Genomic DNA, 23,151 nt, shown 5'->3' on the forward strand with positions numbered 1-23,151 from the left:
GTCGTCGAGCGGGCAGTCGCTGCCCCGTGAGGCAGCCGTTACAATGGCGCCGAGTGTAACATTGCATCCTTAAACTGTCTGGAGCCGCCCATGAGTGCTCGACAAGAATTGATCGCCGCGATTGAGTCCGAATTGCAGTGCGGCGACTTCAAGGACTACACCCTCAATGGCCTGCAAGTGGAAGGGCGCGAGACGGTGACGCGCGTGATGAGCGGCGTCACCGCTAACCAGGCGCTGCTCGATGAAGCGGTGGCCTGGAAGGCAGATCTGGTGCTCGTCCATCACGGCTATTTCTGGAAGAATGAACCGGTGGCGGTCACGGGGATGAAGCGTCGGCGCCTGGCCACGTTGATGACGCATGATATCAATCTGTTGGCGTATCACCTGCCGTTGGATGCGCATGCGACGTTGGGCAATAACATGCAGCTCGCCAAGCGGCTCGACCTCACGCCGTCAGGCTGTCTCGACGGCGCGCTTGGGCGTGGCCTCTTGTGGCATGGGGAAATGTCATCGGCGATGGATCATGCTGCATTCGCGGCGCATGTCGAGCGGCAACTGGGGCGTGCGCCCTTAGTCATAGCGGGACACGCTCGACCGATCGAGCGTGTCGCGTGGTGCACAGGCGGAGCCCAGGATATGCTGCCGCTGGCGGCTGAGGCGGGTGTCGATGCCTTTATCTCGGGAGAAATTTCCGAACGCACCACGCACATGGCACGTGAAATGGGCGTGACCTATGTGGCGGCCGGTCATCATGCCACCGAGCGCGATGGCGTCAGGGCGCTGGGGGATTGGCTGGCGTCACGTTTCGGCATCGCGCATCGTTTCGTTGATATCGACAATCCGGCCTGAGTGATTCCGAAACAGCAAGCGCCGGGCGTTTAAAACGGCTGGCGCTTAGGCGTTGTGATAAGCGTGAGGGGCGCCCAACGAGGACGCCGAGCGGGAGCGTTTGATCTCAGTAGCGCGGTGGCGGCGTCTCTTCTTCTGTGGCGCGCTGCCTGCGTGGCTCGAGGCCATAGTCTTCCGAGAGTGTGCCCTTAGTGCCCTCAGCGTAGTCGCGTGGCATCTGGGGTGGGGTGGCATCTTCTTCTTCTGGCGTTTCACCCTCCTGGCGCGGGTGCAGGCGGCGCTTGAGCTGCAGGTCGTCGACGAGACGGTCGGCGCCTTGAGATAGCTGCTGCTCAAGCTCATGGCTCTGACGCTGAATGTTGTTGACCAGGTCAGTTGCCTTGGCGAAATGGTCGTTCAGTGCATCCTTTACTTGGCTGAGTTCCAATTCCGCCTCTGCTAGTCGTTGGCGAACTTTCTGGTTGCGCGCCACGTTGGCGTTCAGCAGATGGTAGCCGAGGGCACCGATGCCGATGCCTGCCAGAAAGCACGCGATGGCCAGTATCCAGTCGATGTTGCTCTCGTTCACAATGCTCTCCTTGATCGTCACGGGCATGCGGTTACGATGCGATGGCATACCAAGCATGGCTATTATATCGGTGTCTTGGCGCGACGGGTCAAACCCGAAAGGGTGGCACCACGCCGCGCGTGTCCATGCAAGTATCGTGATGATGCGTATAATGTCAGCTTTCATCATTCAGTCGAGGTGTGTTTCGCCCCCATGAGTGCCACCATGCCGCCGTCCGTGGACACACGTACGCCCCTGGAAAAATATCGCCATGACTTGCAGCGCGACGATTTCCAGTACGATCCCGATCAGGAAGAGGCCGTTAAATACTTGCAGCGGCTCTATGACGAGTTGGTAAATACGCCACGCCAATCGTCGAGCTTACCATCGGCAAGTGACGATGGCCTCACGTCCAAGGTCGCCAAGCTCTTCGGCAAGAAGTCTGCTCCTTCTCCTTTCGAGGCACCGCCGGCGATTTTGGGGTTGTATTTCTGGGGAGGCGTAGGGCGAGGCAAGACGTACTTGGTGGATACGTTCTACGAGGCCTTGCCGTTCGCCGACAAGATGCGCACTCATTTTCACCGCTTCATGCAGCGTGTGCACAATGAGTTGACGCATTACAAGGGCGAAAAAAATCCGCTGACGCTGATTGCGTCCAAGTTTGCTTCTGAGGCCAGGGTGATCTGCCTTGATGAGTTCTTCGTCAAAGACATCACCGATGCGATGATTCTCGCCAATCTGCTTGAAGCGTTGTTTGCGCAGGGCGTGGTGTTGGTCACGACCTCCAATATCGTGCCCGATGATCTTTACAAGAATGGCCTGCAGCGTGCGCGTTTCATTCCTGCTATCGACTTGCTCAAGCGTCATTGCGAAGTGGTCAACGTCGATTCGGGAATCGATTACCGCTTGCGGGCACTGGAACAAGTGAAGATCTTCTATCATCCGTGGGGCGAGGCCGCCGACCGTGCGCTGGGCGAAAGCTTCCATGCCATTGCGGGTGCCGAAGGCGAGAGGGAAGCTGAGATCGATGTTAACCATCGTGTCCTGCAGCCTCATCGATTGCATGAAGATGTCGTATGGTTCGAGTTCGAGACGCTATGCGATGGCCCGCGGAGTCAGAACGACTACATCGAGTTGTCCCGCGAGTTTCATACGATTCTCGTCTCCAACGTGCCTCAGATGAGCGGGGCGACGGAAGACCTGGCGCGGCGATTCATCAACCTGGTCGATGAGTTCTATGATCGCGGAGTCAAGCTGCTGCTTTCCGCCGAGGTTGCCATTGAGTCGCTTTACACTCATGGTCAGCTAGAGTTCGAGTTCGAGCGGACACTGTCTCGCTTGCAGGAAATGCAGTCCCAAGAGTATCTGGCATTGCCGCACAAGCCATGAGGGTTGCCGTGAAGCGCGACATCGTGCTTTATGGCCGAAGAAACGTCGTGTACAATGCGCGCTCGCTCTAACGTTGTCCGTCTTTCGAGGCGCGGCAACCAAGAAAAATAGGGATTGGCTGATCACGCCCTTACACGCGTGACGCCCACACAAGCAATTGGTGATTCACCCATGAAGACGTTCAGTGCTAAGCCACAGTCCGTCACACGCGACTGGTATGTCGTCGATGCGACTGACAAGACGCTCGGCCGCCTGGCCACCGAAATCGCTCGCCGTTTGCGCGGCAAGCACAAGCCGGAATACACGCCGCACGTCGACACTGGCGATTACATCGTCGTCGTCAATGCTGAGAAGGTGCGCGTCACTGGCAACAAGGCGCAAGCCAAGAATTATTACCGTCATACCGGATATCCGGGCGGTCTGCGCTCCATGTCCTTCGAGCAATTGATCGATCATGCGCCTGAGCGTGTTATCGAAAATGCTGTCAAGGGCATGCTGCCGAAGGGGCCATTGGGCCGTGCCATGTACTCCAAGCTCAAGGTGTATGCTGGTGCCGAGCATCCGCATGCCGCGCAGCAGCCGCTTGAACTGAACCTCTAAGGGATTCTTCGCCATGACACAGCAGTATTACGGTACCGGGCGCCGCAAGACGTCCACAGCTCGGGTGTTTTTGAAGCCGGGCACCGGCAAAATCGCCGTCAACAATCGTGACTTGCACGACTATTTCGGTCGTGTCACCGGTGAGATGGTCGTCCGTCAGCCGCTCGAGTTGACTGAAACCACTGATCAGTTCGACGTCTATGTCACCGTGAGCGGTGGCGGCGGCTCTGCGCAGGCGGGCGCGATTCGTCACGGTATTACGCGTGCCTTGCTCGCCTACAACGAAGACTTCCGTCATCCGCTGCGTGATGCGGGCTACGTGACGCGTGACGCTCGTCAGGTCGAGCGTAAGAAGATCGGTCTGCGCAAGGCGCGTCGTCGTCCGCAGTTCTCCAAGCGTTAAGACGCAGCGCTTCGCACCCATCGGGGCGCGCTACGCAAAGGCCCGGACCTGTCGTCCGGGCCTTTTTGCGTGACGCACGCGATAGGGGCGGCTTGTATGGGTGCATGACCTTATCTATCCTCCCGACATGCTCAATGAGTGGCGGCGGGTGGCATTCGTGCCCCCTATTAACGTGTTATCATCTGGGTCCGAACTGAAGCGAGGAATGTTTCATGGGTGTAGTGGCCAAGCGGTCGTCGATGACCTTCTATTCTGGTAACGATGATCATTATAGCCATCGCGTTCGTATCGTGTTGGCGGAAAAGGGGGTGGCCGTCGATGTCATCGAGGTCAACGATGACAATAGCCCTGAAGAGCTTGCCGATCTCAACCCGTACAACAGCGTGCCTACCCTGTTGGATCGTGATCTGGTGCTTTACGAGTCCAAGGTCATGATGGAATACCTGGACGAGCGTTTTCCGCATCCGCCGCTGTTGCCGGTCTATCCCGTGGCGCGTGCGCAGACCCGTTTGTGGATGCATCGCATCGAACGCGAGTGGTGCCCGCTGGTCGAAACGATTCAGCAGGGCAGCAAGAAAGATGCCGAGAAGGCGCGCAAGGAGTTGCGCGAAAGCATCACGGGCATTTCACCGATCTTCGAAGACATGCCGTTTTTCATGAGCGATGAGTTTTCGCTGGCAGATTGCTGCATCGCACCGATTCTCTGGCGGCTACCGTCGCTGGGCGTCGAGCTGCCGGAAAAGCAAGTCCAGCCGCTAGTGAACTACATGGAGCGCCTCTTCAGCCGTGATGCCTTCAAGGCTTCCCTGCTGGAGGCAGAGAAGGAAATGCGCACTTAGCGTTGCCATGCATGAGTGTGCAGCGCTGATGAACCGTCGCCGCGAACCGAAAGAGGAAGTTGTCTATGCTTTCCAGTCGCCCTTACTTGGCCCGCGCACTCTATGAGTGGTTGCTGGACAACGGACATACACCGTATATCGTTGTCGACGCCGAGCGTGAAGGTGTGAACGTACCCCGTCAGTCTGTGCAAAACGGACAGATCGTCCTCAATATTGCACCTTCCGCGGTACGTGATTTATATATCGAGAATGCCGCCGTAACCTTCGGGGCGCGCTTTTCCGGCCAGCCAATGGATGTCATCGTGCCCATGGAAGCATTGATCGCGCTTTACGCGCGTGAGAATGGGGTCGGTATGGTCTTTGGCCATGAGCCGGTCATGCCGGAAGCCGAAACGAGCGAGGGTGACGACACGCAGCCGGAGGACGATGGCGAGCGTCCTGCGCTGGAAGGCGTCGAGTCGCCTGACGATGAAGAAGCTAGTGAAGCTGAGAGTGAAAGTGACGACGCCCCGCGTACCAAGGGGCGTCCATCACTGCGTGTCGTGAAGTGAAAGCAGGGTCTTCGACCCTGCTCGGTGCTCAATCAAGATATTCGAAGACTTTGACGATTCGCTGAATACCACCCACTTGTGAAGCGATATTGGTCACGATGTCTGCTTCCTGGTGGGTCACCATGCCCATAAGATAGACCGTGCTGTTTTCGGTGATTACCCGAATGCGGCTGCCGTCGATGCGCTCGTCAGTCGCGAGGCTCGCTTTGATCCGTCCGGTGATCCAGGTGTCCGTCATGCGCTGGCCGATGGGGGAATTGGCGGCGACTTCCAGTTCGTTGTGAACGCGACGCACCTGCCGTGCTTGTTCGGCTACGTTGCCGGCTTTCTGCTTGAGCTCGTCGCTTGCCACCTGGCCGGTGAGTAGCACCATGCCGTTGTAGCTGTCGATATTGATATGTGCGTCGCGAAAGCGCGCGTCGGTGCTGGCAAGGCTGTCGGAAATCTTGTCCTGGATGCTGTCGTCTTCCACCTTCATGCCGGGGGTGCGCTTGCCATAGTTTTCACCGCCCTGGTTGTCGGTGGAAGGTGAGGCGCAGCCTGCCAGCGCTAGCGTGATGCCAAGGAGGAGCGGGAGGATAACCTGTCGTGTCATGACGAATTCCTTATTCGGTGCTGCCAAACAGTTGTTGATCGATGAGATCGCATAGGCAATGTATCGCGAGTAAATGCACTTCCTGAATGCGCGCCGTGGAGGTCGAAGGGACGCGGATTTCGCAGTCGTCCTGGCCAAGCAGCGATGCCATGTCGCCGCCATCGCGTCCTGTCAATGCTACGATATGCATGTCGCGATCATGTGCGGCCTGAATGGCCTGTACTACGTTGGCCGAGTTACCGCTCGTGGAGATTGCCAGCAATACGTCGCCAGGCTGCCCCAGGGCGCGTATCTGCTTGGAGAAAATCTCGTTATAGCTGTAGTCATTGGCGATCGAGGTGAGTGTCGAGGTGTCGGTGGTGAGCGCCATTGCCGGCAGGCTGGGACGCTCGCGCTCGAAGCGATTGAGCAGCTCGGAAGAGAAGTGCTGACTGTCGCCGGCGCTACCGCCATTGCCACAGGCAAGAATCTTGCCTTCGCTGACGAGGCATTGAACCATCATCTGGCTGGCAACTTCGATGAAGGCCGGTAGCACCTCACTGGCATAGGTCTTGGCATCGATGCTGGCGTTGAAGTGGCCGAGTATACGTGATTGGAAATCCATGGATAGAGGCCTTGCTTGGGTCAAAAGGCGTCGAATGCCGAACGAATCCAGTCGAACGACACGTTGGGTGGCGTGCCGGTGACGCCTACGACGTCGAAACGACACATACATGATAGCCCGTTGCGATGGAGATAAAAACGTGCTGCGCTGATCAGGCGACGCTGCTTGGCGGCGGTCACGGTCTCGAGAGGGTGACCATGGCTGGTGTGGGCGCGGTGCCTCACTTCGATGAATACCAGGATCTCGCCGTCGCGCATGACGAGATCGATTTCGCCGCGTCTGGCGTGCTGGTTGGTATCCACCAGCTGCAAGCCATGTGTAGTCAGCCAGTCGGCGGCGTGACGCTCCATATCGAGGCCGCGCCGCCGTGGGTCATGGGTCGAGCGTGACATTGTCGATATCCAGGTCGGACCCGCCGGTCAGTAGCGGCGCGGGTACGCCGGATTGGAACTTGGCCCAGGGCAAGGTGCGCTGGATTCGTCCGTCGTCCCGTGGTTGAAGTGTCCCGGTGGCACCGAAGACTTCCAGCGAGTGCAGTGCCTGCATCTGTGGTAGACGGCGTGCTAGTTCGTAGGCGTCGACGCCCATGGCATTGAGCTTGAGCAAGCTGGGGTCATCCTGGGCGCCGAGCTTGCGATAAGTGGAGTAAAACGGCAACGCTTCTTCGCCGCCGGCCGCAGCATCCGGTATCAACCAGGGAATATCCATGAACATCACGTCGTTGAGGTCATGGTCGGCGCGCGGTTGGGGGTGGCCGCTGTAGACCTGAGACGTCGCGTAGACGGGGAGGTCGCCCGCGTAGTAATAGTCCAGCGTGGGTGGTACTTGGCGCGCATAGCTAGGCAATGCCACGAGAAAGAGCATGTCGATATCCTCGTTGCCACTGCGCTTGCCGTCGGCATTCAGCAGACGCTTCGTCGCCTCGCTGACGGAGCCCTTGGGGTCATAATGCACGACGGCATCGAACTTGCCTTCCCGGTCTTTCCAGTGAGTGCGGAAGGCCTTGAAGACGCGTTTGCCCCATGCGTTGTCGGGGATCAGTGCGGCCGCGTCGTGATGGCCATCCATACGTGCACGCTTGGCCACCTGACGCGCCTCATCCTCGGCCGATAGCCCGTATTGGAACAGCTCGTCTGCTTGATTGCGGTCGTGTTCGCCATAGTTGAGAGCCAGCGTCGGGAGGGCGACGTTGTCGCGTTGCTCGAGTTGCGAGACCAGGTCCTTGTCGAGCGGTCCGAGCACGACTTGTGCGCCGTCCATGGTGGCTTGTGCGTAAAGGGCCTCGAGATTTCCTGCGCTGCTGTCGTAGTACGTCAGTTGTGGTGTCTGTTCGCCCTGGTTGAGGGCGTCCATATGGCGAGCCTCGATGCCTTTCTTGATCGCTTTGGCCACATTGGACAGCGGGCCGGACTCGGGAAGGAAGATGGCAATGTGCTTGACGTCGTTGCCGCGCAGATCCTTCAGCGCGGATAGGTCGCTCGGCAGACGGCGTGCAGCGGGATGGTTGGAGTACTCCGAGCGCCAATCGTCCAGTGCGTCGGTGAGACGGGAGACGTCGCCGCCGCTTTGGCGATATAACCGTGCGAGCTCGACCCAGCCTTGGGTGAGCGTGTCGCCTTGATCCTCCATGCGGTCGAGTGTGGCCTCGCTCAAGCGCGACAGTGGCGTCCAGATGTCATCGTTGAGTTCGAAAGGCGCCTCGTCGCGTTGCAGCTCGATCAGAGACTCTGCTGCGGCACGCGACTCGCCCACTAGCGTCAGGGCTAGGCCGCGACGATGGCGTAATGTCTGCTGTGCATCGCGTGGTATGTCGTCGATATCGCCGAGTATCTGAGCGGCCGCCAGCGCGCTCCGGCCATCTTCCTTGCGCAGGCTGAGGTCGGAGATCAGAAGGGCGCGGTCGATGCGATCTTCGCGCGTTAGCTGCGACGCATCGAGGTCTCGGGCGATGTTCAGCGCCTGCTCGTCGTCGCCTTGCCGTGATAGCATGTGAGCCGCTTGGAGCCTGCTCTGTGCTGCCTGCGTAGCGGATTGGCCTTGGGCCTTGTCCAGCAGCTCACTGGGGCTGAGGCCCTGCGAGGCAGATCGTGTATCGCTGGGCCCCGGGCCGCTGGCGCACCCGGCGAGTAGTAGAGCGATCAAGGCGACCCCGAACAGGCTGCGCAACGATTTGGGCATGGTGTCATTCCTTTATGGCGGTGTGACTCGGACGGTTCCCTGTTCCGGATTATGTCTGACGCATGCTGAGCCTGGCGCCAACCGCTTGAGCCACTGGCGCGTGGCGCTCTGGCGACATGACACGACGCAAGTTATCCAATAGAGCGTCGCAACCGGGATATTAACGAATGAGCGAAGGATGTGAAGGGTCATTGTACGTGGTCGCCACGCCGATTGGGAATCTCGAGGATCTGAGCCCTCGCGCGGCCCGTCTGCTCGGTGAGGTGTCCTGGGTGGCTGCGGAGGATACGCGGCACAGCGCACGCTTGTTGCGTCATCTGGGAATCGACAAGCCGCTGGTGTCGCTGCATGAGCACAATGAGGCATCGCGGGTGGCGGCGCTGCGCGATGCACTGGCCTCCGGTCAGGATGTTGCATTGATCAGCGATGCGGGCACGCCGCTGATCTCCGATCCTGGTTTCGTGGTGGTGCGAGAGCTGCGTGCTAGTGGCCATCGGGTCATCCCGGTGCCCGGTGCCTGTGCGCTGATTGCAGCGTTGTCGGCGGCCGGTCTAGCGACGGATCGCTTTCTATTCGAAGGGTTTCTACCCGCCAAGGGAGGTGCGCGACGTCAGCGCCTGACGGCAGCGCTGGAGCGCGAAGAAACCTTGGTCTATTACGAGTCGCCGCATCGCATTCAGGCAACACTTCAGGATATCGCGGCGCTATTCGGTTCGCGGCGAGTGGTTCTGGCGCGTGAGTTGACCAAGACGTTCGAAACCTTTCTCGATGCCGATGCCGAGACATTGCTGGCGCGCATGAGCGAAGACCCCGATCAGGCACGCGGTGAGTTCGTGATCATGATGGCGGGCGCCGAGCCGCGGGATGATGAAACGCACTTCCTTGCCGAGGGTGAGGCATGGCTCGCAGCGATGCTTGCCGAAGGTGTTGGGGTCAAGGCGGCGGCGACGGTTGTGTCCAGCCGGCTTGGGGGGCGCAAGAAATATTGGTATCAATGCGCTCAAGCCCTCAAGGACGGCGATGCGTGATAATGTGTCCTTGCGGAGTTTAGGCGCTTGAGGGGCCTGCGAGGTGCTGTTATCCTTGCGCGCTTGGGAGTCGGCCGGACGGTCGCCGCCGCGTATTGCGCGGGGGAGGAAAGTCCGGGCTCCACAGGGCAGGGTGCCAGGTAACTCCTGGGCGGCGTGAGTCGACGGAAAGTGCAGCAGAGAGTAGACCGCCTAAGCGGGCTTTTGGCCCGCCGGTAAGGGTGAAAGGGTGCGGTAAGAGCGCACCGCGCGCCTGGTAACAGTGCGTGGCAAGGTAAACCCCGCCCGGAGCAAGACCAAATAGGAACCCAAAGGCGTGGCCCGCGCTGGGTTCGGGTAGGTTGCTTGAGGGTCGTGGTGACGCGGCCCCTAGAGGAATGGCTGTCCTCGACAGAACCCGGCTTATAGGCTGGCTCCCATTCGAATTTCAGATCTCCGGGTCTGTGCGCGTCATGCCGCGACGTCTGCCGTCGGGCGGCCCGATACAGCGGCGGCAGGCCCCAACGCCCGAGTGATTCATGCAGCATCGTGACAATCCTGAGAAGGCCCCGCTTTCTGATACGCCGAGTGCTTCCGATGATCGGGCGGCTGATTACCGACACGCGAGTGTGTTGCTCGACGGCGCGGTTGACGCACTGATTACCGATCCCGATGGCAGTTATCTGGATGGGACCTTCGGTCGCGGTGGGCATTCCCGCGCGATCCTCGAGCGGCTATCTCCACAAGGACGCCTGCTGGCCATCGATCGCGATCCGGCGGCACTGGCTGAAGGCGCCACGCTAGATGACCCGCGTTTCTCTCTTCAATATGGACGCTTCGCCGAGCTGGACACCATCGCTCACGATCATGCGTTGCATGGTCGTCTAAGGGGCGTGTTGCTGGATGTCGGCGTTTCATCGCCACAGCTTGACGATTCTACGCGTGGTTTCAGTTTCTTGCGCGATGGCCCGCTCGACATGCGTATGGACCCCACGCAAGGAGAAAGTGCCGCCGATTGGCTGGCCCGCGTCCCCGAGCGCGACATGAGCGATGTCTTCAAGCATTATGGCGAGGAACGTTTCGCGCGCCGTATTGCCAAAGCGATCATCGCGCGCCGCGCCGAGCGACCGATCACGCATACCGAAGACCTGGCGGAACTCGTCAAGGCTGCGCATCCCGCTTGGGAGAAAGGCAAGCACCCCGCGACCCGCGTCTTCCAGGCGATTCGCATTCATATCAATGCCGAACTCGAACAGCTCGAGGCCGCGCTCTCCGCGGCACTCGAGGCGCTGGCGCCGGGGGGGCGTTTAGTGGTCATCAGCTTCCATTCCCTGGAGGATCGGCTGGTCAAGCGCTTTATTCGTGACCAGGCGCGTGGCGATACACACTTGCCGCGCGACTTTCCGGTGCGAGATACGCAGTTGAACCGCCGCCTGTCCATGGTCGGCAAGGCGAGCCGTCCTGGTGAGCGCGAGGTGGCTCTCAATCCCCGCGCGCGCAGTGCCGTGATGCGTGTGGCTCGGAAACTCGACTGAGGTTGTGATGGCGGCACAAGGACGAAGCACTGCGCTCAAGTCAGGCTGGCCGTTCGCCAGCCGCTTGCGTTGGCGCCATGTCATCTTGCTGGTGCTGATTGGCGTGATGCTGATCAGCTCGTTGGCGTCCATCGCCAGTACCCATATGACGCGTGTGCAGTATGCGCGTTTTCAAGAGCTTGAAAGCGAACGTGATAGCTTGCAGACCGCCTGGGGACGGCTGCTTCTCGAGGAGAGTACCTGGTCGGCGCCGGCGCGGGTCGAGGACATGGCCGTTAAGCGCCTGAATATGCGTGTGCCAAACGTTGATGACGTCGAGGTGATTCGTCCATGAGTCGCGAGCGTCGATCCACCACGGGGCGTCGTTCGCCGAATAACGGGCCAATGGGCCGTGGGCGCTACCTGTTCTTGCTGGGCATCGTCATCATCGGTCTGGGCGCCCTGGTCAGCCGCATTACCTATCTCAACGTCATCGACCGAGACTTCCTGCAGAACCAAGGGGATGCGCGCACACTGCGTGTCGAGCCCATCAATGCGCACCGAGGAATGATCTCCGATCGTAATGGCGACCCGCTGGCGATCTCCACGCCGGTGGTCACGCTATGGGCCAACCCCCAAGAACTACCTTCCGACCCGGTCCAACTGGCGACGCTTGCGCGTGCCTTGAATATGAAGCCCGATAAGCTCGAAGCGCGTATCGAACGTTATTCCGAGCATGAGTTCATGTATCTGCGTCGGCGCCTGACACCTGAAGCGGCAAAGCCTGCCCGCAATCTCGATATACCGGGTGTTTACGCCAAGGACGAGTACAAGCGTTATTACCCCTCGGGAGATGTCGCCGCTCAACTAGTGGGTGTCACCAATGTCGACGACCATGGCCAGGAAGGTCTGGAGCTGGCCTACGACGACTATCTCAGTGGCCAGCCTGGCAAGCGTCGTGTGCTCAAGGATCGCAAGGGCCGCCTGGTGCGCGACCTACACTTGCTCAAGGATGCCAAGCCGGGAGGCGATCTGACGCTATCGATCGACCTGCGCTTGCAGTACATGGCGTACCGTGAATTGCAGAAATCCGTCGACGATCATAATGCCGACGGTGGCTCTCTGGTCATGATGGATGCGCGCAGCGGCGAAGTCCTGGCGATGGCCAACCTCCCGTCCTATAACCCCAACAATCGCACTTCGATCGACATCAATGGTTTGCGCAATCAGGCGGTGACCGACGCCATCGAACCCGGGTCGGTCATGAAGCCGTTGGCGATGTCGGCGGCGCTGGCGACGGACAAGATCGATCCCGATACGGTCATCGATACCTCGCCTGGGTGGATGGTCATCGATGGGTATACGATCAGCGACTTTCGTAATTACGGTAAGCTGACCCCCGGGGGGATTCTGCTGCATTCGTCCAATATCGGGATGTCCCATATCGCCTTGAAGTTGGACAAGGGCACTATCTGGAAACAATACCAGAAGCTGGGGCTGGGGCAGCCCCCGGAAACCGGTTTTCCGGGCGAAGGTAGCGGCAGTCTGCCGTCCTTGACTGGCTTATCGCGTAGTGCCCAGGCTTCTATGGCGTATGGTTATGGTCTTTCACTGACGCCACTGCAGCTTGCCAGTGCGTACACGGCGATCGCCAATGACGGGCGGCGTCTGCATCCCTCGTTGTTGAAGCGCACCTCGGCTCCTATCGGTGACCAGGTCATGTCGCCGACGATCGCGCATGAGTTACTGGGCATGCTGGAGAAAATCGTTCAGCCCGATGCCGGTGGCGCGCGCGCGATGGTGGAGGGGTACCGCATCGCGGGCAAGACCGGTACGGTTCGCAAGGTGACTGCCGGGGGCTATCAGCAAAAAGCCTACCGCGGCCTGTTTGCGGGTATTGCGCCGGTGTCCGACCCGCGCATCGTAACGGTGGTGATGATCGACAATCCCAAGGGAGACGATTATTACGGTGGTCTGGTGGCGGCGCCGGTCTTTGGCCGTGTAGTGGGCAAGGCGTTGCGACTTCTCGATGTGCCCCCCGATAAACAGGAGACTTCCGAGTGATGGAAATCGATACGCAGCGTTTGGTCGACGCTCTGGCAGTGCTCTGGCCATCGCATGCCACGCCCACGCTGCTCGATAGCTGGCGCCCTGCGCTATCCACTTGTGTGGTGACGCTCGACAGTCGTGAAGCGGGGCCCGGCGTGCTGTTCGTGGCCGTGGCGGGAGCGCATGTCGATGGGCGCGCCTTTATCGGGCAGGCGCTGGCGTCCGGTGCGGACGCGGTGCTATGCGATGCGGACATGATACCGGAAGAGACGCCCGTACAGGACGCGCGTGTGCTTGGCGTGCCAGGCCTGCTAGGGCAACTCGGCGAACTCGGGCGCTATCTGTTCGATGTCCCCGAAAGACTGGAGCTGATTGGCGTGACCGGCACCAATGGCAAGAGTTCGGTCACCCATTATATGGCCGCGCTGTCGGAATCGCTGGGTACGCCGACGGCGATAATCGGCACCTTGGGCATTGGACGTCCGGGGCAGCTCGAGCACGCCACGTTGACCACGCCGGGTCCGCTGGCGCTTCAAGCGTCGCTGGGGCGTCTGAGTGCGCAGGATATCGAGCGCGTCGCCATGGAGGTCTCGTCGCATGCGCTCGAGCAAGGTCGCGTGGTCGGATGCCGGTTTCACGCGGCGGTTTTCACCAATATCAGCCGCGATCATCTCGATTATCACGGCAGCATGGCCGCATACGCAGCGGCCAAGGCACGCCTGTTCAAGCATCGTGAGTTGTCGCTGGCGGTGGTCAATGGCGATGATCGCCTGGCGCCATTGATGTTGGCTGGCCTGCCCAAGGGCGTACGCGTGCTCGCTACGGGAGGCGATGAAGCCACGACCTTGCGTGTCATCGACTGGTTTCCGCATGCGCTCGGGCAGCGTGCCTTGATCGCGACGCCGGAGGGTGAGCGTGAATTGGAGTTGTCACTGCTGGGGCGTTTCAATCTCGACAACGTGCTCTTGGCGATGGCGACGCTCTATGGCCTGGGGAACGACATGGCCGCGCTGTTCGATGCTGCGGCGCAGCTCGCGCCGGTGCCGGGGCGGATGCAGCGTTTGGTCGCGGATAATGCGCCGACGGTAGTGGTCGACTACGCGCATACGCCGGAGGCGCTTCACAACGCGCTCGATGCGTTACGTGCGCATGTGCCCGCCCAAGAGGGGGCCAAGCTATGGTGCGTTTTGGGGTGCGGCGGTGATCGCGATCGCGGCAAGCGCCCGCTGATGGCACAATCCGCCGAGGCGCTGGCCGACCGCATGGTGATTACCGACGACAACCCGCGTGGCGAGCCGGCGGCGTCGATTCGTGACGAGGTCGTGGCGGGACTATCGAGTACGGGCCAGGCCCGCACGCAATGCGTGGCGGGGCGTGGCGAGGCGATCGAGCGTACCTTGCAGGAGGCCGGCGCGGACGACATCGTGCTGATCGCTGGCAAAGGGCACGAAACCTATCAAGATATCGACGGCCGACGTTATCCGTTCAGCGATGTCGAGGTAGCGCAGGCCGCACTCGAGCGGCGTCGGGAGCATGAGGCATGAGCGCGACGACGCTACGCGATATCGCCGACTGGTTGGGGGTGTCTCCCCCCAAGGTAGACGCCGAGGCGGTGCAGGTGGTGAGCGATACGCGTCGAATCGCACCGGGCGACGTCTTCCTGGCCTTGGTCGGCGAGCGCTTCGATGGCCATGATTTCTTGGAAGAGGCGGGCGCCAAGGGCGCGGCGGGGGCGATCGTATCGCGGCCCGTGGCGACCTCTTTGCCCCAGATCGAAGTCGCTGACACGCGCTTGGCACTGGGGATGCTGGGGCGCGTTCGGCGACGTACCTGGTCGGGTGAACTGGTGGCGGTCACCGGCAACAGCGGTAAGACCACGGTCAAGGAAATGCTCGCGGCGATCCTGTCCCGTTCGCAGCCCACCCTCGCCACGCAGGGTAACCTCAACAATGATATCGGCGTGCCGCAGACGTTACTGACGTTATCGCCAACGTATCGCCGCGCGGTCATCGAGGTGGGGGCCAATCACGTGGGGGAAATCGCCTGGACAACGGCGCTGGCGCGTCCCGATGTGGCGGTGATTACCAATGTCACGGGTGCGCACATCGGTGAGTTCGGTGGTCTCGGTCAGATCGCCCAGGCCAAGGCGGAAATTCTTCAGGGGTTGCCGGCCATTGGCGCAGCCGTGCTCAATCGTGACGACCGGTTTTATCCGCTGTGGCGGGAACTGGCCGGTGAAACCGAGGTGCTCGATTTCGGGCTCGATACCATGGCACGAGTGCGTGCTCAGGCGCTGGCCTGTGACGACGCCGGGCGTTATGCTTTCACGCTATCCGTGGATGGCGAGCCATTGGGCCGGATCCAGTTGGCTTTAATGGGGCGCTACAATGTGCTCAATGCGCTGGCCAGTGCAGCGGCGGCGTGGGCACTTGGCGTCTCGCGCGAAGATATCGTCGTCGGGCTCGAGGCCTGCGAGGCAATGTCGGGCCGTATGGCGTGTGTGCCGGGACTGCGTGGCTCGCGCCTGCTGGATGATACTTACAATGCCAATCCTGGCGCGGTCCATGCTGCTCTGGCGGTGTTGGCCGATATGCCCGCGCCCCGCTGGTGCTTCCTAGGCGCCATGGGGGAGCTGGGACGCGATAGCGAGCGCTTGCATGCTGACTTGGGCCGCGCTGCGCGGGAACTGAAGATCGACTTTCTCGGCACGTTCGGTGCCGATGCCCGCCCTGTGGTGGCGGCATTCGGCGATTCGGCGTGTCATTTCGATGATTGGGCGACGCTCGTGCGTTACGCCCACGACCATCTTCCCTCTGGGGCCAGTGTGCTGGTCAAGGGGTCGCGCAGTGCCGGCATGGAGCGCTTGATTGCCGAGCTGCGCACGGATGCACCAAGGTGAACGCGACTCATGCTGCTTTTCCTGGCTGACTTATTGGCGAATTTCCAAAGCGCCTTCAACGTTTTCAACTACCTGACGCTGCGCGTGATCCTGGGAACGCTGACCGCGCTCATGCTGTGCCTGTGGTTGGGGCCTCAAGTCATCAAACGCCTGGCCGAGCGTCAGATCGGCCAAGCGGTGCGCGACGATGGACCGCAATCGCATCTTTCCAAGGCCGGCACGCCGACCATGGGCGGTGCGATGATCCTCATTGCCATCGCTATCAGCACCCTGCTCTGGGGAGATCTGACCAACCACTACGTTTGGTTGGTGCTGGCCGTGACGTTAGGCTTCGGTGCCATCGGCTGGGTCGACGATTATCGCAAGGTCGTCGAGAAGAATCCGCGTGGCTTGCCGGCACGTTGGAAGTACTTCTGGCAATCGGCCATCGGGCTCGGCGCGGCGGTGGTGTTGTATCTGACGGCTGCCAGCCCCGTCGAGATCAGCCTGATCGTCCCGTTGTTCAAGGACATCGTGGTGCCGCTGGGGCTGTTCTACATCGTGCTGACCTATTTAGTCATCGTCGGCAGCTCCAACGCGGTCAACCTCACTGATGGTCTCGACGGCCTGGCGATCATGCCCACGGTGCTCGTTGCGATGGGGTTGGCGATCTTCGCCTATGCGAGTGGCAATACCATATTCGCGCAATATCTGCATATTCCCCTGGTGCCGGGCGCCGGCGAGTTGGCCGTGTTCTGTGGCACCATCGCGGGGGCCGGTCTGGGCTTCCTGTGGTTCAACACCTATCCCGCTCAAGTGTTCATGGGCGATGTCGGGGCGTTGGCCTTGGGTGCGGCGCTGGGGGTGGTCGCCGTCATCGTGCGCCAGGAAATAGTGCTGTTCATCATGGGCGGCGTTTTCGTGATGGAAACGGTCTCGGTCATGCTGCAGGTAGGATCCTACAAGCTGACGGGGCGACGTATCTTTCGCATGGCCCCTTTGCATCACCATTTCGAGCTCAAGGGCTGGCCAGAGCCGCGCGTGATCGTGCGTTTCTGGATCATCACGGTCGTGCTGGTCTTGATGGGGCTGGCGACGTTGAAGATTCGCTGACATGACCAAGGTGCCCCCTGAATATACGCTGATCATCGGGCTGGGTGTCTCCGGCCAGGCGATCGCGCGGCATCTGACCCGTCAGGGAGTGCCGTTCATGATCGCCGATACGCGCGAGATGCCCGCAGACCTGGAGTTTTTTCGCGCGACTTATCCGGACGTCGATGTCGTGTGCGGCCCGCTGCAAGCGCTGGATATGCGCGAGGCGCGTGAAATCGTGGTCAGCCCGGGAATTGATTTGCGCACGCCGGGACTCGTCGAGCACGTGAATGCAGAGGGTGAAGGCCCGCAGGTGGTCGGCGAGATTGCGCTATTCGTACGTGCGAGTCGTGCGCCGATAGCCGCCATTACCGGCTCCAATGCCAAGTCGACAGTGACCACGTTGCTTGGTGAGATGGCACGGGAAGCAGGACATCGCGTTGCGGTCGGGGGGAACCTCGGCACACCGGCACTCGACTTGCTTGCCGAGGCACCGAATGCCGAGTTGTTCGTACTCGAACTCTCGAGCTTCCAGTTGGAAACTATTGCTTGGCTGAGCGCCGAGACGGCAGCGTTTCTCAATCTTTGCGAGGATCACCTGGATCGCCACGGCGACATGCATGGCTATCGGGCGGCGAAGCAGCGCGTTTTTCGCGGCGCGCGGCATGCTGTCGTCAATGCTGACGATGCCACCACATGGCCTGACACTGATGTGCGCGACGTGGCACGGTTTACTACTGAAGCTCCTTCTGGTGACGATTGGGGTATCGCCGAGCATGCCGGTGAATCCTGGCTCATGTACGGCGATACGCCATTGATGCCGACGCGTAGTGTGCGCATGCCAGGGCGACACAATCATGCCAATGCTCTGGCGGCTCTGGCGATGGGAACTCAATTGGGGCTGCCGCTGATGGCGATGCGTCGTGTACTCGAGCGTTTCCCTGGCTTGCCGCACCGTGGCGAACTGGTCGTCGAGCGTGAGGGCGTGCGCTGGATCAATGATTCCAAGGGCACCAATGTGGGGGCGACATTGGCGGCAATTGATGGCGTTGGGCCGGTGCTAGTGGGACGCCTGATTCTACTGGCGGGTGGCGACGGCAAGGGCGCGGATTTTACGCCACTGATTGAGCCGCTGATGCGCTATGCGCGCGAAGCCGTGGTTTTCGGGCGCGATGCTCAGCGTCTCGAGCATGTCATGTCCGGGCGCGTCCCGGTTACCCGTGTCGACGATCTCGACGCGGCCATGTGGCGGGCGCAGGCTATCGCGCGCGCCGGTGATGCCGTCATGCTATCGCCCGCGTGCGCAAGCCTCGACCAATTTCCCCATTACATGGCGCGCGGTGACGCCTTTCGACAGTGGCTGATGCCGGGCGGAGCGATGACATGCTAGCGCGTTGGGAAAAACGGCTTTCCACCCAAGGGCAGGCCACCGATGGGTGGTTGCTGCTGGCGACATTCTCGTTGTTGGTGGTGGGCTGGATAATGGTGACGTCGGCGTCGTCCGAGATCGCGACCAGCCTCACCAGCAATCCTTATTATTTCAGTATTCGCCATGGCGTGTTCGTGCTTTGCTCGATCTTGCTAGGGCTCGTGGCGCTGTGTATACCGCTCGAGCGCTGGCGTTCCTGGGGGCCGGGTTTTCTGTTGTTGGGTATCGTGCTGCTTATAGTGGTGCTGCTCATCGGTCATGAAGTCAATGGCAGCAAGCGATGGATCCCCCTGGGCTTTGCCAATATCCAGGCCTCGGAAGTTGCCAAGTTGTGCCTGATCGTTTACTTCGCCGATTATTTGCAACGTTACCTACCCGAAGTGCGCCGTGACTGGGGAGCCTTCTTGCGCCCATTCGTGGTGCTCGGGGTGTACGTCGCACTGTTGCTATTCGAGCCGGATTACGGGGCCGTTGTGGTGCTCGGCAGTTGCATGATGGGCATGCTATTGATGTCGGGCGCGCCGTTGGGACGTTTTGGGCTTGTCATGATCGTGGTCGTGGCGGCTGGTGGTTTGCTGGCCGTGGCCGAGCCCTATCGCCTGGAACGTATTACCAGCTTCGCGAACCCTTGGGCAGAACAATACTCCAGCGGCTATCAGTTGACGCAAGCATTGATCGCCTTCGGACGTGGGCATTGGCTGGGCCTGGGATTGGGTAACAGTATTCAGAAACTGTTTTATTTGCCCGAGGCGCATACCGATTTCGTGTTTGCGGTGCTGGCCGAAGAGCTAGGCCTGATTGGGGCCGTGGGTGTGGTCTGTCTTTTCGCGCTGCTTGTCTTTCGTGGACTTCGCATCGGGCGTAAGGCCGAATTGCGCGGCTGGGCCTTTTCCGCTTACTTGTGCTATGGCATCTCGCTGGTGTTCGGTGCGCAGGCATTCATCAATATTGCTGTCAGCGCGGGCATGTTGCCCACCAAAGGGCTGACTTTACCGCTATTGAGCTATGGGGGCTCCAGCTTGGCAGTCAGCTGTGTCATGGTCGCCTTGTTGCTGCGCGTCGATGCCGAAATGCGGGCCAAGACACGTGCCACTCAGGCGGCACGCCAAGCCAGGAAGCAAGAACGAGGAGAGCGCTAGTGCCTCATCAGCAAGTGTCCCGTGTTCTGATCATGGCGGGCGGAACCGGCGGCCATGTAGTGCCTGCTCTGTCGCTAGCCAAGGCGCTGCGTGAGCGCGGTGTCGTGGTGGAATGGTTGGGCAGCCCTCGGGGAATTGAAAACCAATTGGTACCGGCGGCGAATATGACCTTGCACCACGTGCAGGTCTCTGGTTTGCGCGGCAACGGGATTGCCGGGTGGTTGTTGGCCCCATGGCGTCTGACCAAAGCCATCTGGCAGGCACGCCAGGTGATCGCCACATTTGACCCGCAAGTGGTGGTCGGGTTGGGCGGCTTCGCCAGCGGCCCCGGTGGGCTGGCCGCCTGGTTGATGCGGCGGCGCTTGATCATCCATGAACAAAACGCCTTGGCCGGGATGACCAATCGCTATCTAGCGCGTCTGGCGGATTGCGTCTATGCCGCTTTTCCAGGTGCGTTCGGCGAACGCCAGGTGAAGGTGGTGGGAAACCCCGTTCGCGATGACATTGCGACGCTGGGTGAGTTACCGCGCGATATCGAGACGCTTCGCGCGCGCCCCTTGCGATTGCTGGTATTGGGTGGCTCGTTGGGTGCTCAGGCACTGAATACCAATGTGCCCCGGGCCGTGGCACAGTTGCCGGTGACTCGTCGTCCCGAAGTGCGTCATCAAGCGGGGCGCGACAAGGAAGCTACGACGCAATCGGAATACGCTGCAGTGGACGTCAGCGCCGAGGTCAGTGCTTTCATCGACGATATGGCGGCAGCCTATGATTGGGCGGACCTGATTGTCTGCCGTGCCGGCGCCTTGACGGTTGCCGAGCTCGCCGCAGCGGCCAAGCCTTCGGTATTGGTGCCTTTTCCGCATGCCGTCGATGATCATCAGACACTCAATGCGCGACAGTTGGTCGATGCCGGTGCCGCGCGTTTGATGCCGCAGGATCAACTGTCGGCGGCGGGTCTCGCCGAGACGTTGGCGGCACTTCTCGAACCCGAGACCTTGGCTACCATGGCGATTGCGGCACGCTCCGAGGCGCGCTTGGAGGCGGTCGAGCGCCTGGTGGCAGGGTGCATGGAGGCAAATATTGACAGCGAATAACGTTTCCGGCCCAACCCGCCCCAACCGCACCGGATTGGGCATGCGCCGTATTCACAATATCCATTTCGTGGGCATTGGCGGCGCCGGCATGTGCGGGATCGCAGAAGTGCTGGCCAATCAGGGCTATACGGTCAGCGGCAGCGACCTGCGTGAGTCACCGGTCACGCGGCATCTGCGCGATTGCGGCATTCGTGTGTGCATCGGGCACGTCGATGAGCATGCCCAGGGGACCGATGTCCTGGTCGTCTCCACGGCAGTCGATACCGAGAATCCGGAGATTCGCTGGGCACGTGAGCATCGCATTCCCGTCGTTCGGCGTGCGGAAATGCTTGCCGAGTTGATGCGTTTTCGCCATGGCATCGCCGTCGCGGGAACGCATGGCAAGACGACTACCACCAGCTTGACCTCGACGCTGCTCGGTGAGGGCGGGCTTGACCCCACCTTCGTGATCGGCGGCAAGCTGACCAGTGCCGGCGCCAACGCGCGCTTGGGCGAGGGCGATTACCTGGTCGCTGAGGCCGACGAGTCGGATGCCTCGTTCCTGCACTTGCAACCGATGGTTTCGATCGTCACCAATATCGATGCCGACCATATGGCGACCTATGGGGGCGACTTTACACGGCTAAAGGATACCTTCCTGGAATTCTTGCATAATCTGCCTTTCTACGGGCTGGCGGTGCTGTGCCTCGACGATGACAACGTGCGTGGTTTGATTCCGCGCCTCCAGCGTCAGTTCGTCACCTACGGGTTCGCCGAGGATGCCGATTACCGGTTGTGCGATTTCGTCCAGCGCGGTGGCGTGGTGCATTTTACCGCCGAGCGCCCGCCGGGCATGGCGCCGCTCGAGATCCAGTTGGGTATGCCGGGGCGCCATAATGCCCTCAATGCGCTGGCGGCGATCGCCGTGGCCAGCGACGCGGGTGTCGACGACGAAGCTATCCAACGCGGCTTGGCAAACTTTGCCGGCGTGGGGCGGCGTTTCCAAGTGCAGGGGCAGTTTCCGGCACCGATTGCTGAAGGCGAGGTCATGCTGGTCGACGATTACGGCCACCATCCGCGTGAGGTGGAAATGGTCATCGATGCGGTGCGCGCGGGATGGCCCGAGCGTCGCTTGGTCATGCTGTACCAACCGCATCGCTATTCGCGTACACGAGATTTGTACGAGGATTTCGTGCGTGTGCTCTCGGGCGTGGACACACTGTTGCTGCTGGAGGTCTACAGCGCCGGGGAAGCCTCCATTCCGGGTGCGGAGGGTCGGACATTGGCCGGATCGATTCGTCAGCGTGGCCAGGTCGATCCATTGTTCGTCGAAAGCAAGCAGGAGCTACCGGCGCTGTTGTCACGCGTGCTGCGCCCCGACGATATTCTGATCACCCAGGGTGCCGGTGATATCGGTGGGATCTCGTTGCGTCTGGCCGATTGTCGGTTACATCTGGATGGAATGGAATTATGAATGACAGCGTGACGAACGAAGGCGCGCAACGCCAGCATCCGGGACGCGTCGTCGTGGTATACGGTGGCCGTTCTGCCGAACGTGAGGTGTCGCTGCTCAGTGGCCGCGCCATCCTGGCATCGCTCAAGCGCAGCGGTGTCGACGCTCGCGGGTTCGATTTAGCCGGTGGAGGGGTGAGCGGATTAGAAGCGCTTGCGCCGGCATGTGTCTTCATCGCCATGCATGGCCGGGATGGTGAGGACGGCTCTTTGCAGGGTGCCCTGGAGCTAATGGATATTCCCTATACGGGCAGCGGTGTGCTGGCCTCCGCGCTGGGCATGGACAAGGAACGCACCAAGCAATTCTGGCGTGCTCATGGTCTGCCCACGCCGGAAAGCGTCATGCTGGAAAGTACAGTGGATTGGGATGCGGTCATCGAGACTCTCGGCTTGCCGTTGATCATCAAACCAGTGCACGAAGGTTCGACCATCGGGATCAGCATCGTCGACACGCGGGAGGAATTGATCGCTGCTCATGCCGAGGCGGCACGCTTCGATAACGCCATCATGGCCGAGCGTTTCGTGCAGGGCGAGGAATATACCGTGTCGCTGCTTGGCGACGAGGTGTTGCCGGCGATTCGCGTCGAGGTACCCAGTGGCTTTTACGATTATGAGGCTAAGTATCATTCCGACACCACGCGCTATCTATTGCCGTGTGGTCTCGAGGCCGCCGATGAGCGGGCGCTGGGCGATCTGTGCCGCCGTGCGTTCGAGGTGATCGGCGGCAGTGGTTGGGGGCGTGTCGATGTTATGCGCGATGCGCAGGGACGCTTCTGGCTACTCGAGGTCAACACGGTGCCGGGCATGACCGATCATAGCCTGGTGCCGCAAGCGGCGGCGCATGCCGGGTGCGATTTCGATGCGCTGGTGTTGCGGATTCTCGACACCACGATCGGTGAGTGA

23 protein-coding genes and 1 other RNA gene are annotated in these 23,151 nt (G+C 60.8%); 19 read left to right on the forward strand and 5 right to left on the reverse strand.

Annotated elements, in window-relative coordinates; all coding sequences use genetic code 11:
• The first annotated feature begins 90 nt into the window (after positions 1-90).
• Positions 91-849: a Nif3-like dinuclear metal center hexameric protein gene (locus tag OP495_RS00300; RefSeq protein ID WP_280566446.1), complete on the forward strand. Its 759-nt coding sequence runs from the start codon at positions 91-93 to the stop codon at positions 847-849.
• A gap of 106 nt (positions 850-955) precedes the next feature.
• On the opposite strand, the gene OP495_RS00305 is transcribed toward OP495_RS00300, so the two are convergent.
• Positions 956-1,417 (reverse strand): DUF1043 family protein, encoded by a 462-nt coding sequence (locus OP495_RS00305; protein WP_280566448.1) that lies wholly within the window; start codon positions 1,415-1,417, stop codon positions 956-958.
• A 204-nt stretch (positions 1,418-1,621) separates the two neighbouring features.
• Between OP495_RS00305 and zapE the strand changes: the two genes are divergently transcribed.
• From zapE to OP495_RS00330, 5 genes are all read left to right on the forward strand, one after another.
• Positions 1,622-2,785 carry a cell division protein ZapE gene (gene zapE, locus OP495_RS00310; RefSeq protein WP_280566451.1) on the forward strand — a complete coding sequence of 388 codons (1,164 nt, stop codon included), beginning with the start codon at positions 1,622-1,624 and terminating at the stop codon, positions 2,783-2,785.
• A 171-nt stretch (positions 2,786-2,956) separates the two neighbouring features.
• On the forward strand, positions 2,957-3,385 hold the full coding sequence (rplM, locus tag OP495_RS00315) for a 50S ribosomal protein L13 (protein WP_280562318.1): 429 nt from the start codon (positions 2,957-2,959) through the stop codon (positions 3,383-3,385).
• Between the two features lie 13 nt (positions 3,386-3,398).
• Positions 3,399-3,788: a 30S ribosomal protein S9 gene (rpsI, locus tag OP495_RS00320; protein ID WP_280562317.1), complete on the forward strand. Its 390-nt coding sequence runs from the start codon at positions 3,399-3,401 to the stop codon at positions 3,786-3,788.
• Between the two features lie 212 nt (positions 3,789-4,000).
• Positions 4,001-4,627: a stringent starvation protein SspA gene (gene sspA, locus OP495_RS00325; protein ID WP_280562316.1), complete on the forward strand. Its 627-nt coding sequence runs from the start codon at positions 4,001-4,003 to the stop codon at positions 4,625-4,627.
• Between the two features lie 65 nt (positions 4,628-4,692).
• Complete coding sequence (locus OP495_RS00330) at positions 4,693-5,178, forward strand: ClpXP protease specificity-enhancing factor (protein WP_280566454.1); 486 nt, start codon at positions 4,693-4,695, stop codon at positions 5,176-5,178.
• Between the two features lie 28 nt (positions 5,179-5,206).
• Here the strand turns inward: OP495_RS00330 and OP495_RS00335 are convergent, their stop codons facing one another.
• From OP495_RS00335 to OP495_RS00350, 4 genes are read right to left on the reverse strand one after another with little or no spacing between them, the layout of a single operon-like run.
• Complete coding sequence (locus tag OP495_RS00335) at positions 5,207-5,773, reverse strand: BON domain-containing protein (protein WP_280562313.1); 567 nt, start codon at positions 5,771-5,773, stop codon at positions 5,207-5,209.
• A gap of 10 nt (positions 5,774-5,783) precedes the next feature.
• Positions 5,784-6,377: a phosphoheptose isomerase gene (locus OP495_RS00340; protein ID WP_280562312.1), complete on the reverse strand. Its 594-nt coding sequence runs from the start codon at positions 6,375-6,377 to the stop codon at positions 5,784-5,786.
• 20 nt (positions 6,378-6,397) lie between these two features.
• Complete coding sequence (locus OP495_RS00345; RefSeq protein WP_280562311.1) at positions 6,398-6,769, reverse strand: YraN family protein; 372 nt, start codon at positions 6,767-6,769, stop codon at positions 6,398-6,400.
• Complete coding sequence (locus tag OP495_RS00350) at positions 6,750-8,555, reverse strand: penicillin-binding protein activator (protein WP_280566457.1); 1,806 nt, start codon at positions 8,553-8,555, stop codon at positions 6,750-6,752. The genes OP495_RS00345 and OP495_RS00350 overlap by 20 nt, the downstream gene beginning before the upstream one ends.
• A gap of 167 nt (positions 8,556-8,722) precedes the next feature.
• Between OP495_RS00350 and rsmI the strand changes: the two genes are divergently transcribed.
• From rsmI to OP495_RS00415, 13 genes are all read left to right on the forward strand, one after another.
• Positions 8,723-9,583 carry a 16S rRNA (cytidine(1402)-2'-O)-methyltransferase gene (gene rsmI / locus OP495_RS00355; RefSeq protein ID WP_280562309.1) on the forward strand — a complete coding sequence of 287 codons (861 nt, stop codon included), beginning with the start codon at positions 8,723-8,725 and terminating at the stop codon, positions 9,581-9,583.
• A gap of 66 nt (positions 9,584-9,649) precedes the next feature.
• Positions 9,650-10,004: RNase P RNA component class A (rnpB, locus tag OP495_RS00360), an RNA gene on the forward strand.
• Positions 10,005-10,101: 97 nt separating this feature from the next.
• On the forward strand, positions 10,102-11,097 hold the full coding sequence (rsmH, locus tag OP495_RS00365) for a 16S rRNA (cytosine(1402)-N(4))-methyltransferase RsmH (RefSeq protein ID WP_280566460.1): 996 nt from the start codon (positions 10,102-10,104) through the stop codon (positions 11,095-11,097).
• A gap of 7 nt (positions 11,098-11,104) precedes the next feature.
• Positions 11,105-11,431 (forward strand): cell division protein FtsL, encoded by a 327-nt coding sequence (ftsL, locus tag OP495_RS00370; RefSeq protein ID WP_280562307.1) that lies wholly within the window; start codon positions 11,105-11,107, stop codon positions 11,429-11,431.
• Complete coding sequence (locus tag OP495_RS00375; protein WP_280562305.1) at positions 11,428-13,140, forward strand: penicillin-binding protein 2; 1,713 nt, start codon at positions 11,428-11,430, stop codon at positions 13,138-13,140. The genes ftsL and OP495_RS00375 overlap by 4 nt, the downstream gene beginning before the upstream one ends.
• Positions 13,140-14,669: a UDP-N-acetylmuramoyl-L-alanyl-D-glutamate--2,6-diaminopimelate ligase gene (locus tag OP495_RS00380; protein WP_280566462.1), complete on the forward strand. Its 1,530-nt coding sequence runs from the start codon at positions 13,140-13,142 to the stop codon at positions 14,667-14,669. The genes OP495_RS00375 and OP495_RS00380 overlap by 1 nt, the downstream gene beginning before the upstream one ends.
• Positions 14,666-16,024 carry a UDP-N-acetylmuramoyl-tripeptide--D-alanyl-D-alanine ligase gene (gene murF / locus OP495_RS00385; RefSeq protein WP_280566465.1) on the forward strand — a complete coding sequence of 453 codons (1,359 nt, stop codon included), beginning with the start codon at positions 14,666-14,668 and terminating at the stop codon, positions 16,022-16,024. The genes OP495_RS00380 and murF overlap by 4 nt, the downstream gene beginning before the upstream one ends.
• A 9-nt stretch (positions 16,025-16,033) precedes the next feature.
• Positions 16,034-17,116 (forward strand): phospho-N-acetylmuramoyl-pentapeptide-transferase, encoded by a 1,083-nt coding sequence (mraY, locus tag OP495_RS00390; RefSeq protein WP_280562299.1) that lies wholly within the window; start codon positions 16,034-16,036, stop codon positions 17,114-17,116.
• Between the two features lies 1 nt (position 17,117).
• Entirely contained in the window at positions 17,118-18,485 is a 1,368-nt protein-coding gene (murD, locus tag OP495_RS00395) for a UDP-N-acetylmuramoyl-L-alanine--D-glutamate ligase (RefSeq protein WP_280566467.1), read from the forward strand.
• The gene (ftsW, locus tag OP495_RS00400; protein WP_280562296.1) at positions 18,479-19,663 is read left to right on the forward strand and encodes a putative lipid II flippase FtsW; all 1,185 of its coding nucleotides are present in this window, start codon (positions 18,479-18,481) and stop codon (positions 19,661-19,663) included. The genes murD and ftsW overlap by 7 nt, the downstream gene beginning before the upstream one ends.
• Before the next feature lie 32 nt (positions 19,664-19,695).
• Positions 19,696-20,757 (forward strand): undecaprenyldiphospho-muramoylpentapeptide beta-N-acetylglucosaminyltransferase, encoded by a 1,062-nt coding sequence (gene murG, locus OP495_RS00405; RefSeq protein ID WP_280566633.1) that lies wholly within the window; start codon positions 19,696-19,698, stop codon positions 20,755-20,757.
• A 40-nt stretch (positions 20,758-20,797) separates the two neighbouring features.
• Positions 20,798-22,210 carry a UDP-N-acetylmuramate--L-alanine ligase gene (murC, locus tag OP495_RS00410; protein WP_280566635.1) on the forward strand — a complete coding sequence of 471 codons (1,413 nt, stop codon included), beginning with the start codon at positions 20,798-20,800 and terminating at the stop codon, positions 22,208-22,210.
• Positions 22,207-23,151: a D-alanine--D-alanine ligase gene (locus OP495_RS00415; RefSeq protein WP_280566469.1), complete on the forward strand. Its 945-nt coding sequence runs from the start codon at positions 22,207-22,209 to the stop codon at positions 23,149-23,151. The genes murC and OP495_RS00415 overlap by 4 nt, the downstream gene beginning before the upstream one ends.

Origin of the sequence: Chromohalobacter sp. 296-RDG, from assembly GCF_029889885.1 — a bacterium.
Taxonomy (GTDB): Bacteria; Pseudomonadota; Gammaproteobacteria; order Pseudomonadales; family Halomonadaceae; genus Chromohalobacter.